The organism is Actinomycetota bacterium (assembly GCA_023488435.1).
Lineage (GTDB): Bacteria > Actinomycetota > Coriobacteriia > Anaerosomatales > UBA912 > UBA912.
This window is the reverse complement of record JAMDCK010000059.1, coordinates 20,923-34,847: the sequence shown is the minus strand read 5'-3', so window position 1 is coordinate 34,847 and position 13,925 is coordinate 20,923. Positions and strand designations below refer to the sequence as shown.

The window sequence follows — 13,925 nt, the reverse complement described above, 5'->3', positions numbered from 1 at the left end:
CCGCCGCATGGGAGCCCGAATGGAAGTTTGGCGGCAATGATCGCCTCTGCGACGGTAATCCCAGGAACAACGCTTAGCACGATGTTCGCAGGTTCGATGGTTACAGGTACCTTTGAGCTCACCCGATCACGCTATTCGTCGAAACACACCATACCGTGTGACATTCTACGACCGCCCATGACGTGAGCATGTAGATGTCCCACCGTCTGATTGGCGTCGCTGCCATTGTTGATGATAACCCGATATCCCGACTCGGATATCCCTGTATGCTTGGCAACCATTGCGACCACCGAAAATAGGTTGCACAACACTTCCCGCGGTACATCGTCACTGAGATCGACATAGTGCTTCTTCGGAATTACGAGGATGTGCGTAGGTGCCTGAGGGGCGATATCGTCAAAAGCGATGACGTCGTCATCCTCATATATCTTATTGGACGGAATGGCACCGTCGACGATCATGCAAAATACACAGTTTGTCATCGCTACTCTCCTCGACTAGTCGTACCAGCGAATAATGGTGGCAGTGGCTACATATTACTCGGATGGGCCTGAAGTCAAATCGCCCTCTGCTTCCGACTCCAGTTCTCCGACAAGCATCGTCACGCGTTGTTGGGCCTGCGAGAGACTTGTCTGGACGAAGCGCACGAGAGCCACCCCCCTCTCGTAACGTTCTAAACTTTCTTCGAGCTCGAGCCGACCACTCTCCAGTGCGGCGACTATTGTTTCGATCTCGCTGATTGCTTCACCAAAGGTCAAGCCCTGAACTTCATCATTTGGTTGCAACATCAGGCCCTTTCGACATCATCCACCATACATCTCATCTGACCATCCGTTACTCGTACCAGAACCTCTTGTCCGCTGTCGACATCTTCGACTGAACGTATAAGACGACCAGTGGCCGATGATGTACACACGGAGTATCCTCTTCCGAGGGTAGCTAATGGCGAAAGGTCATGCAACCTAGCAACCGCACTCTCCAATCGGCTTGCTGGAATCATAGTGACGAATGCCCCAACGTGAAGCAGTCTATCTTGGACCCGGAGAAACGCTGCCTCCTTGGCCTCGAGTCCCCTCGGCAAGGCTTGGGCCAGGCTGGCTTGCAGCGAATCCGCTTTGAGTAGGTGGTGCGCAAGCAGGCTCATGGGGTCGCGGAAAGGCGTCCTTTGCTTCAGCATCTGTACTCTGTGCCCAGCGCGGTCTACGCCATGGGTCAATGCCCTAGACAGCATGCGGGTCTTCTTCAGCATCAAGCGGGATATCTCCTCGGTGGACGGAGAGACGGCCTCGGCCGCGGCTGTAGGGGTAGATGCCGAGACATCTGCAACCATGTCTGCAATCGACGTATCAGGCTCATGTCCGATCCCAGTAACGATCGGCACCGGAGATGTAGCTACCGCTCTGACCACGACCTCTTCGCTGAATGGGAGCAAATCCTCGTAGCTCCCTCCGCCTCGAACCAGAAGAATGACGTCAGGCTTGGATCGGATGGCCTCTGTCAGACCGGTGACGATCGAGGTCACCGCGTGCGGCCCTTCGACATTTATTCCGGCAATCAGGAGTTCGGCGACAGGATAGCGCCTTTGAAGGGTGCGAATGACATCGTGGACGGCCTTGCCTCGAGGTGACGTGACGAGTGCGATCCTCTTTGGGAAGGTCGGCACGGGGCGCTTGCGTGCGGGATCCATGAGTCCCTCTGCCTGAAGCATCCTGGCTCTTTCAGCGACCCTAAGCCGAAGCTCCCCTTCGCCAGCCGGCGTGATTCGAGAAACAACGAACTGAAGGCGCCCTTTTGGCACATACGCCGAAAAGTTGCCATCGAGGACCACGAGCATTCCGCTGCGAAGTTGTATACCGCATGCACGGTATGGGTCGCACCACATCAAGCACGGCATGGTGCTCTCTTTGTCACGAATGGAGAAGTAAACCGCCTTATAGCCGGCCTTATCGGCGAGATCAGAGACTTCTCCAATAACCCGAAGTCGAATGGCCTCCAGGGAACGCCGCGCCTGCGTCAGGGCCTCACTGACTGACACTGGCGCTCTCTGCGACACAGACCCTCCCTGAACACGACCCACTAGGTCAACCGACGAATGTATTGTCGCATACGAGCCCCGAGTTGTCGGCCTTGTCCTAGCGTCGGGCCAAGCTCAAGAAGTACAGAAGCTGAAGGACTGCCACTAATGTTGCCGCTAGATAAGTAAGCGCGGCTGCGGTCAGCACCGTCCGAGCACCGCTAACCTGGTCGGCTGGTAGCATGTTGCCTGTGGACAGGGCGACCAAAGCCCTACGTGAGGCATCGAACTCCACGGGGAGTGTGACCAACTGGAATAGAACTGCCGCCGCGAATACGATCACTCCCAACATTATGAGGTCTGCGAAGTTGAGAATGATACCGCCGAACACCAAAGGCATCGCCAAGGAAGAGCCTAGCTGTGCGGTTGGAACGAGTGCCGAGCGAATCCTAGCGAAAGCGAACGCCCTCGCATCCTGAACGGCATGACCAGCCTCGTGAGCGGCAACACCTGCTGCGGCGACTGTGGTTCCGTCGTGAACGGCTGCCGACAGTCGAATGACCTTTGTACGGGGATCGTAGTGATCGGTGAGGTCTCCGGCCACACGTTCAATTGCCACATTGTGGAGCCCCTCGGCATTGAGCATATGTCTGGCTACCTGTGCACCAGTCTGACCTGTTGCCAAGGGAACCTGGCTATAACGCTTGAAGGATCGCTTCACCCATAGCTGAGTAAGCCCACCCAATGCTATAGCAACGATCATCAGTAACATCCAACTCATCTGGAGTGCCCTTTCCCGAATTCTCTAAGTATTGTCGGTCTGATCGATTTCCAGCCTATCAAGCGAGATGTGTGCCATCCTCTATATCCCCAATGACGTCCTCGTATGTACGCGTCATGCAAAGCCTATCGTCGACAACCGATAGCGACAGCTTCCCCTCTAGCAAGCGAAGCAGATCATCTCCCACAAGACGACGCCGCCATCCTTCCAGCAACGGGGACCCATCTCGGCCGCCAGCAGCCAGGGATTCGATATCTTCACGAGTGGCCAGGACCGGCTGTGCTACGCCATGCTGTTTGGCGCGAACCCGGATCAGTGCAGCCATTAGGTCTGCCACGCCGTCTGCCTCTGCTGGAGTTTTTCGGCGTTTAGGAAACGAAGGCAAGTCGGAGTCTGGGAGCTGGAGTCCCGCCGAGACCGCCGCCAGAAGTGCATCTCGTGCAGTATTGGATAGCTTGCTGTCCACTCCCCTGATCTCGTCCAGTGCATGAGCATCTTGAGGGGCATGGCGTGCAATCTCCACCAGAGTCTCGTCTCCCAACAGCCACCGCCTGGGGATGTCCCGGCGCTGAGCTTCAACCTCTCGCCATGCCGTCACCTTCTGCAAGACACCAAGGGCCCTGCGGCTGAGGGAGGATGCGCGTTTGACCCGCCGCCACATCGAATCTGGATCGACGGTGAAAGCCGAGGGGTCTGACAAACGTTCAAAATCAGCCGAGAGCCATTCTAGGCGACCTGTAGAGGTCAGCTTAGCGTGGAGCATTGAATAGAGACGGGGAAGATATCTCACATCATTGAGTGCATACTCGATTTGCGCGTCACTTAAGGGTCGTCGGGCCCAATCGGTATAAGTACTCGACTTGTCCAGGTTGACGCCAAGAACCTGAGAGACGAGGCTCTGGTAGCTCATTTGGCTGTCGAAGCCGACGATGGTCGCGGCAACCTGCGTATCGAATATCGGTCTGGTGACGGCTCCGGTTGTCTGAAAGAGTATCTCTAAGTCCTGCTGGCCAGAGTGAACCACCTTTTGTACCCGATGGTCGGCCAGTAAGGAAACCAGTGGGCTCAGGTCATCTACGACGAAGGGATCGACGAGGGCGACCTCGTCCTCTGCAGCTATCTGCATCAAACACAGCTTGGCGTAATAGGTGCGCTCACGCATGAATTCTGTATCGATGGCTAGTACTTTGGCGCCGATCAATCGGCTACAAAAGTTTTCCAGCGTTCGAGCGTCTGCTATGTACACACTGACTCCCCTGATAGGTTTGGGCTAACATGATACGGTGACACACTATGAGCCTTCATCGCCATCGTTCTGTTGGTTGACGAGCAATAGCAAAGCACGCCTCCGCGATCGGAGAACCAGATGCGCATACTATGCATAATAAACGACCGCGCCGGACAAAGTGACATAAGTATCTACGAGTGCATCCGCGCGATTGGGAAGTCTGGCAGCGAGACCGTGGTTCGTTATCTCCACGGCGGCACGTCCCTACGCGAAGTGACTAGGGATGCTTCCCAATTCGATCGGGTCATCGCCTGCGGCGGTGACGGCACGGTGACCGGTGTTTGCTACGCAATGAGAGGGACCGGAGCTCCAGTACTCGCGTATCCAGCGGGAACCGCAAATCTACTCGCCATGAATTTGCGTATGCCCTACGATCCGCGGGAGTTGGCTGCCATCACTCTTGGCAATGAAACCACCCCTATCGATATTTGCGAGCTTTCCGTTGGAGAAGTCGGAACGCCCGAAAGACGGACGGAAGGTTTCATGATTGCCGCAGGAGCAGGCTTCGATGCATCAATAATGCTAGCCGCTCAGGAGCTGAAGCCTTCCATCGGGGTTTCCGCATACCTCGTTGGTGCGCTGGCAAATCTGATGCCTACCATTTCCAAGTTCCGGCTCACCCTGGATGGCAAGACCGTTGAGACCGAAGGGATCGCCGTGTTGGTCGCAAACGTTGCCAGACTGCAGTTCGATCTTCCGCTCATCCACGCCAGCGACCCCCGAGATGGGCTATTCGAAGTCATCGTGCTGCGCACTCGCAACGCTTTCGAGTTGATACCTGCGGTTTGGGCGGCAATCATAGACCGGACCACAGGTCAGCATGCAGACCGAACAGCGGGGGTGGAAACGTACGTAGCGTCGCATGTCCGCATTGAAGCAGACCCTGCGCTTCCCGTTCAGTTCGATGGTGAACTGTTGGCCTCTTCCACGCCCTTCGAAGCTCGCGTGCTGCCTGAAAACGCCCTTTTACTTGTTTCGGACAAGTATTTCCTGGTGCCCTGATGTAGCTATCTCTCTGCCAGGAAGTCCAATATGACCTGGAACTCTTCGTCAGTGACCACCAGTCCTAGTGATTGCATCCTCTCCATGGTCTCTTGCCACCCGGCGCGATCGAAATCCGCCTCATACACCCGATCGAGAGAGTGACACATCGAACATCTCCGGTCAGTCAAAGCTTGGGGGCTGTTCGGATCCTCAGGCATCGGATCAGGCGCATACGCCCCACCCGTCGATTGTCCTTGTCCGTCGGATTCTTGAGCGGCGCATCCTGCGGCAAATAGAGCGAAGGCTAGGAGTAGTCCCACAAACAAAAGATTAGAGAGTCGGTTGCTCTTCATGTTCAACCCCTTTCGACATAGGCGGACTGACTATCTGACTACGGTCCGGACGGGCTGCTCACATACCAACAGTGGCACATGACCTGCTATGCTGACAGTGTGGCAATACGGGATGGTCTATAGAAACGTATACTTCGTCAAACGAGGACGCCTGTGCTGCGAGAAGAAGACCGTGATCTCAAGATATTCCACCGTCGCCTAGTGGTATTCATCACTGTGTCGACACTCTTATTGTATGTCGGAGTGTGGCACTTTGCACGTAACGCCCATCTAGAATCTATAAGAGCCAAAGCGCAAACCTATATGGATCTCGTTCTGACTGTGCGCGAGTGGAACAGCGAAAACAAGGGCGCATGGGTTTCTGGGAGGTACGATTCAGAGGAAAGTCGCTACCTTAGGGCTCGAGGCATCAGCGACGTGACCCGAACGGTCGATGGCCAGGCTCTTGTACTCGTAGACCCTTACACCATGATAGGCGAGATAGCGGACCTCAGTACCGGGAACGACAGTGTCCGGTTCCGGCTGATCAGCAACACTCCGATAAATCCGGATAATTACCCCGATGCATGGGAAAGTACAGCCCTGGAGGACATCGATCGTGGTGAAGAGTGGGTCGAGTCTTTTGTCGATCGGTGCCGCGGCAGGCCAAGAGTACCGATTCGTTACCCCGCTTTCCGCACAGCGATCCTGCCTTGATTGTCACACTACGCCGCCGACTGAAACGGGCAACAGCCGATATATCGGCGCTTTCAGCATCGCTATGCCCGCCGAGCCGCTGCAGCTGACACTGCGGAATCTAACGTTGTTGCTGCTTCTCGCCTGGCTAGCGACCACCGGGGCAACCTTGCTTGTTGTGCGGACAATGATGAGACGGTTGATGGCTGAGCTGCAAACCGTCAACAAGGACCTTCGGCGAGCTGCAACGATTGACCAGTTGACCGGCCTTGCGAATCGCCAAATGACACTGGCTAGGCTCAACGAGGAATTCGAACGATCCAAGCGCTCCGGAGGTCATCTCAGTATTGTTGAGTTCGACCTAGACCATTTCAAGTCGGTCAACGACACTCACGGGCATCTTGTCGGAGATAGAGTACTGCGCCACTTTGCCGAAAGGGCGAGCTCGGTCATCCGACCCTACGACCTCCTCGGCAGGATCGGCGGTGAGGAATTCCTTCTTGTTGCCCCAAACAGTGACCTTGAAGCGGCATCGTCTTTAGCCGAGAGGGTTCTCCACGCATTCAGGTCGGACCACTTGACGCATGAAGGAGCGCCGCTTCGGACTACCGCCAGTGCTGGAGTCGCCACCATTGCTGAATCGGACGCTGAGCCTGAATTCCTTCTCGAACGTGCGGACCAGGCTCTCTACCAGGCAAAACAGGATGGTAGGGACAGGATCGGCAAGTCAGAGGTTTGATTCCCTACCGCTCAGCTCTCTCGGCCAGAATGGTTACAGAAGCGCGAGCACCAACGCCAGCAACAGTAGCCCGACGACTAGAATCGAAGCTACGGGCCAACTCAGAAGATAAGATTCTGCAAGAGTTGCACGGTGTAACGCTGTCATTGGTCCGTCGTCTACCGGCTCTGCCCTTGCTTCAGCGACCTCGGGTTTACGGATCAGCAGGAAGGAATCGACAATTTCTGTCAACCTTACCCAAGGGTCGACAATCGGAAAGCGTACCAACGATCGGATATCCGTCCGTCGTACGGAGTACGCCATAACCAGTGCGAAAGCTACAACGCCAATCAGGATCGGAAGCGCTAGGTCTGCCGCTCCGTAGAATCCGAGAGCTTTCTCGGCTGCAGCTTGTATAACTTGGTCAGGCATTATCCATAAGAACATGCCCGTGAAGAGCGCGAGTACCGCCATCGAGATGATGCCCAGCCCTGAAGGTGTGTCTGAGCGAATTGCCTGGTCTGAACTCCCCTTCCACGAAAGATGCAGGAATCTAGCCATCAACAAGGTTGTGCCGACTGCGCTCACTGAGAGCATCACACCCAAGAATGTCTCCCATTGACCGGGAAGGGCCACTAGAGTGTCCTTGAGTGCCAATTTGGCAATGGCCCCGCTAGTAAACGGCATGCCCGCCAGAGTCAGTCCGGCAAATGCGATGATCGGCAGTGCCCAGCGCTTGGTAGCTGCATGAGCTACGCTCTCGTCGCTAGCGAAAAGAGCGGCTTTCGCAAATCCATGATGAACCACATAGATCGCAACCGCGGTGACAGCGATAGGCCAAACCTCAGAGCTAGCCAGGCCAGCCCCTATGCCGACGGCCATGATGCCGAACTGGCTCATGCTCGAATAGGCCAGGACGCGTCGGGGTCTGACCTGTGTGCAACCCACTAGGGCGGCAAACATAGCAACGATGAGACCTGCGACTATGGCCACCGAACCCCAACCAGGAAGATCGATGACGCCTCCCGGAAGGAACCTGACCAATCCAATGATCCCCGCCGAAGATGCCACTCCCGCAAGCGCTGCACCCACTCCGGGTGCGGCGGAATCGTAAGCAGACGGCATCCAGGCATGAACGCCGATTGCGCCTATCTTGATGCCGAAGGCTACAAGCAGCAGTCCAATGCCTATGTCGCGCCAGAGTGAATCGATTAGTACAGCTGTGAAGGTATCGGTGCCGAAAGACCCTATCATCAACGCCGCAAGCAAAAGCGCCTCACCGAATACCGTGTAGCTCATGTAAATTCGGCCTGCGCGGCGGTTTTGGGCCCTGTTCGAGTGTGTGATCAAGCCATATGCCGACAACGCCATCATCGCATAGAACGTGTAGAACATGGCCGGATCATGAGCGAAGGCTACGCCTATCGAACCGCTGGCTGCCATGAGTAGAAATATTCGGAATCGCCACTTGTGGTGACCTTCGGCGCGCCACGCGGACAACGCTGACACCAGCCAAACTACCCCAGCCAAGACCAGGAACAGGGTCCCCGTGAAGTCCAGATGGAATGGCTCCGCTCGCCACGGAACAGACATCACGCTCGATGCGTCTGAAACCATGGAGGCCCATCGAGTCGGCGAGAGCTCCAGGAAAGCAAGTGGGCCCATAAGGGCACCAAGGCAAGCTGTGACGAGCAGTGGCAACACGAGAAGCCGCTCCCCTTCAAATCGCTTGTAGCCTTGCTTGGCTAGGTTCATCCACTCAGGCTTGGGGGCACCAAACCAAGCGCGGCCGATCATTGGGAGCAGATATATGGCATTGAGCACGCTACTTACGCCGAGCACGGCCAGCGGCCAGACAAGGCCGTCTTCGAGCGCACCGAGCCCCAGTCCCCACTTGGAGACGAAGCCGGCGATGGGCGGAATTCCGATGATCCCCAATGCTGCAAGTGAAAACGCCAGCATGGTCAACGGCATCCTTCGGCCTACTCCATCCATCTCGCTGACTCGAGTGATCTTGACCTCCTCAGCCAGTACGCCAGCGGTGAAGAACATCGTGATCTTGAGGAACGCATGATGCACGAGATGGGCAAGTGCGGCCGCAATTGCAATCGGAGTCCCTATGGCAAGCCCCAGCACCATGTAGGAGAGTTGTCCTATCGTCGAATATGCGAGGCGCTTCTTGATGTCGTCCTGCTTGAGAGCCTTGACCGAGGCGTAGATGATGGTGAATCCTGCCAGCAAGGCCAGTGGGTCGAGCACCCCGAGGAGCGAGGCTGCCTCGATTCCAAAGACATCGAGGATCACGCGGGCGATTCCGAAGACGCCCGCCTTGACCACCGCAACCGCATGCAACAGAGCACTGACAGGAGCAGGTGCCACCATCGCGGCAGGGAGCCACCCGTGCGCTGGGAACAACGCAGCTTTGACGCCGAAGCCGGCGATGAGCATCGCAAAGATCACGGTCAGCTGCACCGAGTGAGTACCTAAGAGCCCTTCGGGAATAGAGCCCGAGGAAACGAAGGCTCCACCGCCGAGTGCATGAAGCCATACAACCCCTACAAGAAGCACTGCTCCGCCTGTAAGTGCGTACGTTAGGTAAGTTCGGCCTCCCTTGATCGCCGCTTGCGACCCCTTGTGAGCAACCAGCGGGTACGTGGCCAGAGTGAGCGCCTCATAGAAGATGAAGAGGCTCAACAAGTTCGACGAAAAAGCGATGCCGACCGCGGAGCCGACGCATATCGCAAAGAATCCGAAGAATCGCGCCTTGTCTTTCAGGTGCGCCATGTAGCCCGTTGCAAAGAAAGTCGTTACGAACCACAAGGTGGCTGCTAGAAGTGCGAATGTGACACCAAGTCGATCAACGGTCAATCCAAATGTGAGCCCTAAAAGGGGGACCCCAAGAGTGGCGGCAGCACCGCCTTGGGCAAGATGCACTCCCAGAAAGCCGGCTGCCCCGGTTGTGACAGCAGATCCTATGATGCCCACGGCGAAGCGAGCTTGATGCCGCTTCTCACCAAGCAAGAAGATGACGACCGCAGAAAACCACGGAGCCAAAACGGCTGTCAGTAAGGCGATTTGGACAAGACTCATCTCATCATCCCCGAAGCCAAAGACTCAACCGCCGGATACAGGAGATCCAGAATCGGTTGACCGAAAACGCCAATCACCAACGACATCAAGGCCAGAACCAAGGGCGCAACCGTGATCGTCCTGTTGGAGACAGTGACTTGGGCGGGCGGCTGGCCAGACCCCATGAACAAGGCGATGACCTTGAATATGTATAGAGCAGCCAATAGTCCGCCCACGACCACAGCGGCGGCCCACCACCATGCACCGGTTTCGATTGCCGAAGTCACATACAACCACTTGGACGCAAAACCGCCGGATGGCGGAAGTCCCACCATCGACACTCCAGCAATGGCGAAAGTGAAGGCCGGTATCGGAGCGAACCGTGAAAGTCCGGCCATATCCTCTAGGTGATCACTTCCCAATGTTTTGACTATGGTCCCGGCCGTCAGGAACATAGCCCCTTTCGCCAGTCCGTGAGCCACAGCGTGAAACAGTCCTGCGCTGGCCGCAAGAACAGCGGTTTGAACGTCATCGGCAGCGGCCACCAGCGGAAACAATAGAAAGAGGTATCCGATCTGAGCAACCGTCGAATAGGCGACCAACATCTTCAAGCGCTTCTGCATCAGGGCCATCGCGGATCCCCAGATGATTGCGCAGACTCCGAGAATTCCCAAAACCTCGGCAAGGCCAGGAATCATTTCATGTCCTACAAAAACGTGCATGATCTTGAATATGATGTAGAAGGAGCCTTTGACAACGAGTGCTGAGAGTACCGCGCTAACAGGCGCGACCGCATTCGCATGTGCGGGGGGGAGCCAAAAGTGCATCGGGAAGAGAGCTGTCTTCAGGAGGAGCCCTATGACCATTAGAGCTAGACCCGCCTGCGTTGTCGGATCGACGCTGACCTGTGCGGCAAGAAGATCGAAATCAAGGACGCCAGTGGATGCATACACCAGGGCCACACCAAACAGATAGATAAGAGATCCGGCCAGTGCGGAAAGAATGTAGCGCATGCCGGCGAACAAAGCCGCCCTCTCACCCGATATCGCTACGAGTCCCACTGCCGAAATCGTCAGCAGCTCCAGGCAAACATACAAGTTGAATAGATCATTGGATGCGAAAAGCGCGAACATAGCGGCCCACAAGAACAACCACAGGGACCAAAAAAGTCGGTAGCTATCTTTGGGCGGAAAGTAGCCCGCCGAATAGATGGTCACCACGCATCCCACAACGGCAGTCAGAAGCATCATCACCGCTGACGTGCCGTCGATGGTGAGGTCGATTCCCAGCGGTGCCCCCCATCCCCCGACGGTGTACACCCATACAGCCTCTTGACCGACAACGATCCATGTCATCCATGAAACCATTAGGAGCTGCAAGATAGCGGCTACCAGAGCTATCGCTCTTGCACTTTCGAATCGAACCAAGAACGCTCCAGAGGCGGCGAACAGCAATACCGCTATGGTGATGGCCGGCAATTGGGACTGGATGACATCAAACATCGTCATCTGTCTCCCGCAAGGTAACGGCACCTGTCTCGGTATATATTCGCTTGATCAATGCGAGGGAGTACGCGGTAGCCGCCACGGAAACGACGATTCCGGTCAACACCATCGCATGGGGAAGCGCGTCGGGAGTGGGCCCCGGAACTCTGCGTGCAATCGCTATAAGCACTAAGAAAACTGCCACTGCCATCACGTTCAGCCCCATCACTTTGTGTAGCAGGTGCGGCCGAACGACGAGTCCGTAGAGCCCAATGCAGAACATCGCAGCCCCGGCGAGAAGATATATCTCTATCTGAGTCACAGCGGATCGCTCCCATCGAACTCATCCCTAAGTGGAGCTGCTGAGGATAGGAACATTGTGACCAAGATCATTCCAATCGATAGCGTTAGCCAGGTCTCAATGACGATGATCAGTGTCTTGGCTAGATTGAGCGGGTACTCGAGTAGGTTCTTGTCGAAGAACATGGGGATTACAGCGGCTACTAGGAAAACAACGAACCCGACTGCGATGATCACCTTCACTATCAATGGAGAAAGCCACCCGGGACGGACGTGGCCCGAGAGACTGATAAGAACCCCTGCAGCTCCAAGTATGGACCCAGCCTGGAAAGCACCGCCGGGAGCCTTCTCTCCCGCCCACAGCAGGTATCCCGCGACCAGGATCATCAGCGGAACGAGGATCCTGGTGAGTAGCGAAAGAACCGGATCCGCCTTCGGAGCCATCCGAGCCGACACAAGAACTCCATCGCGCTGGAGGGAAAGAACTCCGATGATGGCCAGGACCAAAACTGCAATCTCCAAAAGAGTGTCCCAAGCCCGGAAGTTCAACAGGACAGCAGTGACAGGATTGATAACACCACTGACGTCAATGTTGTCTTGAATTGCAGCAGAAACCCCAGTTTCGGCCATAGGTATGGACAATACCGCTCGCGCAAGCAAGAGAAACACAGTCCCCAGTAGCCCTACGGCGATCAAGTGCTGCGCCCTGGTTGGACGCTCGATGTTGTCAGGCATTCTGCGACGTCCTGTCTTCGGGACTCTGATGCTTTGAGTATGGAACACTGCGACCCCTCAGGTGTCCGACAGTGTCAAGCAAGAGAGCTCCGGTGATTCCCGCTCCTAACGCGGCCTCCGCAAGTGCAACGTCCGGTGCCGCCAGCTTGACCCATGCGAAGGAGACGAACAGCCCAAGCGCGATGAACAGTACGACGGATTTGAACAGACTTGCCTCCGAGAAAATGCGAATGGAAAGGAGGATGAGTATCACAACGACTAGGATGTCGAGCCACAGTACTGGACTATTCATGGCTTCACCCATGGATCAACGCCACTTTCACGAGCGGCCCGTGCAATGAGATGGCTCGTAGTTGCAGTGGCTACCAGAACCAAAACCCATGTGAGCATGAGACGTATGGAAACCAGTCCTGAGGCCGAATTGAGCGCCAGCGCCAAGATCAGAATTCCCAGACCAAGGTTGTCGGCTTTAGTCAATGCATGAAGTCTGGAATAGACATCGGGAAACCTGAGTAGACCGATAGTTCCAACGATGAAAAACGCAGTCGAAACAATTAGAAGCGCGATGACGAGGAAGTCCATCCAGCTCATGATACGGTCCCACCGGGTGTCTCTGAGCCCTGTATTTGATTAGCTCGCTTCACAAAAGCAATCCCGGTAACGGCGGCCAACAATGCTAAAACGAGCGCGACATCGCGAAGTGCGGGAACCTGAAACGCCTCAGCCAGAAGCAACATCAAAGCTACACCGGTTGTGCCGAACAGCTGCGCTGCGAGCATCCTATCGGCAGCAGTTGGCCCCCTCTCGACACGTATAAACCCGAGTAACATGGTAATGAATATGACGATAGCGAATCCGACAAAGACGCCCTCAGGCATTCAAGTCACCGTCTTGGGATGTTTTCTCAACAGAGGGAACAGCAGGAAGCTCTAGGAGCTCGATCCCCATGATGTCCGCTATCAGATTCTCGATTCTCCTAATCTCCACAAGAACTGGTTGCTCAGTGTCCAGAACATGAAGGGCGATCACCTCGTCCTCCAGCCCGGAACTCAAAGTACCCGGCAACAAGCTCACTGTGTATGCCAAAAGCGCACGAGTAGTAGGAGTTGGCAGCCGAAGACTGCAGACCACGATCCCGGGGGTCAGCGGCATGCTCGGCTGGAGTGCCCGCAAGGCCACATCAACGCCACCGACGACTGAGTTGCGTAGGAAGTAGGCGAGGAATCGAATCAATGCCAGCGGCCTTATAGGCAGCCGAGTAATCGGCGACATTGCTGAGGAAACCAGGGCTGCGAATGCAGTGAAAGGAATACCGAACATCCATGAGCTGGTGTGGCCATTCGTCAAAACAACCCAGATGGCACCGAACACAACGCAGTATATAGCGAATCCTATAGCGAGTCGCAGACGCGAAGGTGCTGCACCGGACACAGAGGTCACGCTGGAGTTCACTAGCCTGACCACTTCTTCAGATACTTCTTGAGCAACTTTGCTATCGTCTTTTTCAGCTTCTTGTCGATCGAT

General features: G+C 55.7%; 16 protein-coding genes. 2 read left to right on the top strand and 14 right to left on the bottom strand.

All coding sequences use genetic code 11. The features are described 5' to 3' along the window. Window positions 1-131: 131 nt before the first annotated feature. From M1617_08180 to rnd, 5 genes are all read right to left on the bottom strand, one after another. Window positions 132-482, bottom strand: a complete 351-nt coding sequence (locus tag M1617_08180) for a histidine triad nucleotide-binding protein (protein MCL5888244.1) — start codon at window positions 480-482, stop codon at window positions 132-134. A gap of 54 nt (window positions 483-536) precedes the next feature. Further along, window positions 537-788: an exodeoxyribonuclease VII small subunit gene (gene xseB, locus M1617_08175; protein MCL5888243.1), complete on the bottom strand. Its 252-nt coding sequence runs from the start codon at window positions 786-788 to the stop codon at window positions 537-539. Continuing rightward, window positions 788-2,053, bottom strand: coding sequence for an exodeoxyribonuclease VII large subunit (xseA, locus tag M1617_08170; GenBank protein ID MCL5888242.1), 1,266 nt, complete (start codon window positions 2,051-2,053; stop codon window positions 788-790). The genes xseB and xseA overlap by 1 nt, the downstream gene beginning before the upstream one ends. A 79-nt stretch (window positions 2,054-2,132) precedes the next feature. Beyond that, complete coding sequence (locus tag M1617_08165; GenBank protein ID MCL5888241.1) at window positions 2,133-2,795, bottom strand: zinc metallopeptidase; 663 nt, start codon at window positions 2,793-2,795, stop codon at window positions 2,133-2,135. Window positions 2,796-2,853: 58 nt separating this feature from the next. Beyond that, a complete protein-coding gene (gene rnd, locus M1617_08160; GenBank protein MCL5888240.1) occupies window positions 2,854-4,041 on the bottom strand; it encodes a ribonuclease D in 1,188 nt (395 codons plus the stop codon). A gap of 120 nt (window positions 4,042-4,161) precedes the next feature. Here rnd and M1617_08155 point away from each other — a divergent pair, with 120 nt between their 5' ends. Continuing rightward, on the top strand, window positions 4,162-5,085 hold the full coding sequence (locus M1617_08155; GenBank protein ID MCL5888239.1) for a diacylglycerol kinase: 924 nt from the start codon (window positions 4,162-4,164) through the stop codon (window positions 5,083-5,085). Window positions 5,086-5,090: 5 nt separating this feature from the next. Here M1617_08155 and M1617_08150 read toward each other — a convergent pair whose 3' ends face one another. Continuing rightward, on the bottom strand, window positions 5,091-5,420 hold the full coding sequence (locus M1617_08150) for a hypothetical protein (GenBank protein ID MCL5888238.1): 330 nt from the start codon (window positions 5,418-5,420) through the stop codon (window positions 5,091-5,093). A gap of 877 nt (window positions 5,421-6,297) precedes the next feature. Between M1617_08150 and M1617_08145 the strand changes: the two genes are divergently transcribed. Further along, window positions 6,298-6,834: a GGDEF domain-containing protein gene (locus M1617_08145; protein ID MCL5888237.1), complete on the top strand. Its 537-nt coding sequence runs from the start codon at window positions 6,298-6,300 to the stop codon at window positions 6,832-6,834. A gap of 33 nt (window positions 6,835-6,867) precedes the next feature. Here the strand turns inward: M1617_08145 and M1617_08140 are convergent, their stop codons facing one another. Genes M1617_08140 through M1617_08105 form a run of 8 tightly spaced genes read right to left on the bottom strand, consistent with a single transcriptional unit; the run spans window position 6,868 to window position 13,865 of the window. Further along, window positions 6,868-9,903, bottom strand: coding sequence for a sodium:proton antiporter (locus tag M1617_08140; GenBank protein ID MCL5888236.1), 3,036 nt, complete (start codon window positions 9,901-9,903; stop codon window positions 6,868-6,870). Beyond that, a complete protein-coding gene (locus M1617_08135) occupies window positions 9,900-11,390 on the bottom strand; it encodes an oxidoreductase (protein MCL5888235.1) in 1,491 nt (496 codons plus the stop codon). The genes M1617_08140 and M1617_08135 overlap by 4 nt, the downstream gene beginning before the upstream one ends. After that, window positions 11,377-11,688: a sodium:proton antiporter gene (locus tag M1617_08130; GenBank protein ID MCL5888234.1), complete on the bottom strand. Its 312-nt coding sequence runs from the start codon at window positions 11,686-11,688 to the stop codon at window positions 11,377-11,379. The genes M1617_08135 and M1617_08130 overlap by 14 nt, the downstream gene beginning before the upstream one ends. Further along, complete coding sequence (locus M1617_08125; protein ID MCL5888233.1) at window positions 11,685-12,401, bottom strand: sodium:proton antiporter; 717 nt, start codon at window positions 12,399-12,401, stop codon at window positions 11,685-11,687. The genes M1617_08130 and M1617_08125 overlap by 4 nt, the downstream gene beginning before the upstream one ends. Then, a complete protein-coding gene (locus M1617_08120) occupies window positions 12,394-12,693 on the bottom strand; it encodes a DUF4040 domain-containing protein (GenBank protein MCL5888232.1) in 300 nt (99 codons plus the stop codon). Before M1617_08120 ends, M1617_08125 begins: the two co-directional genes overlap by 8 nt. Further along, the gene (gene mnhG, locus M1617_08115; GenBank protein ID MCL5888231.1) at window positions 12,690-12,992 is read right to left on the bottom strand and encodes a monovalent cation/H(+) antiporter subunit G; all 303 of its coding nucleotides are present in this window, start codon (window positions 12,990-12,992) and stop codon (window positions 12,690-12,692) included. The genes M1617_08120 and mnhG overlap by 4 nt, the downstream gene beginning before the upstream one ends. Beyond that, a complete protein-coding gene (locus M1617_08110) occupies window positions 12,989-13,279 on the bottom strand; it encodes a monovalent cation/H+ antiporter complex subunit F (protein ID MCL5888230.1) in 291 nt (96 codons plus the stop codon). Before M1617_08110 ends, mnhG begins: the two co-directional genes overlap by 4 nt. Next, window positions 13,272-13,865, bottom strand: coding sequence for a Na+/H+ antiporter subunit E (locus M1617_08105; GenBank protein MCL5888229.1), 594 nt, complete (start codon window positions 13,863-13,865; stop codon window positions 13,272-13,274). The genes M1617_08110 and M1617_08105 overlap by 8 nt, the downstream gene beginning before the upstream one ends. Window positions 13,866-13,925 lie beyond the last annotated feature (60 nt).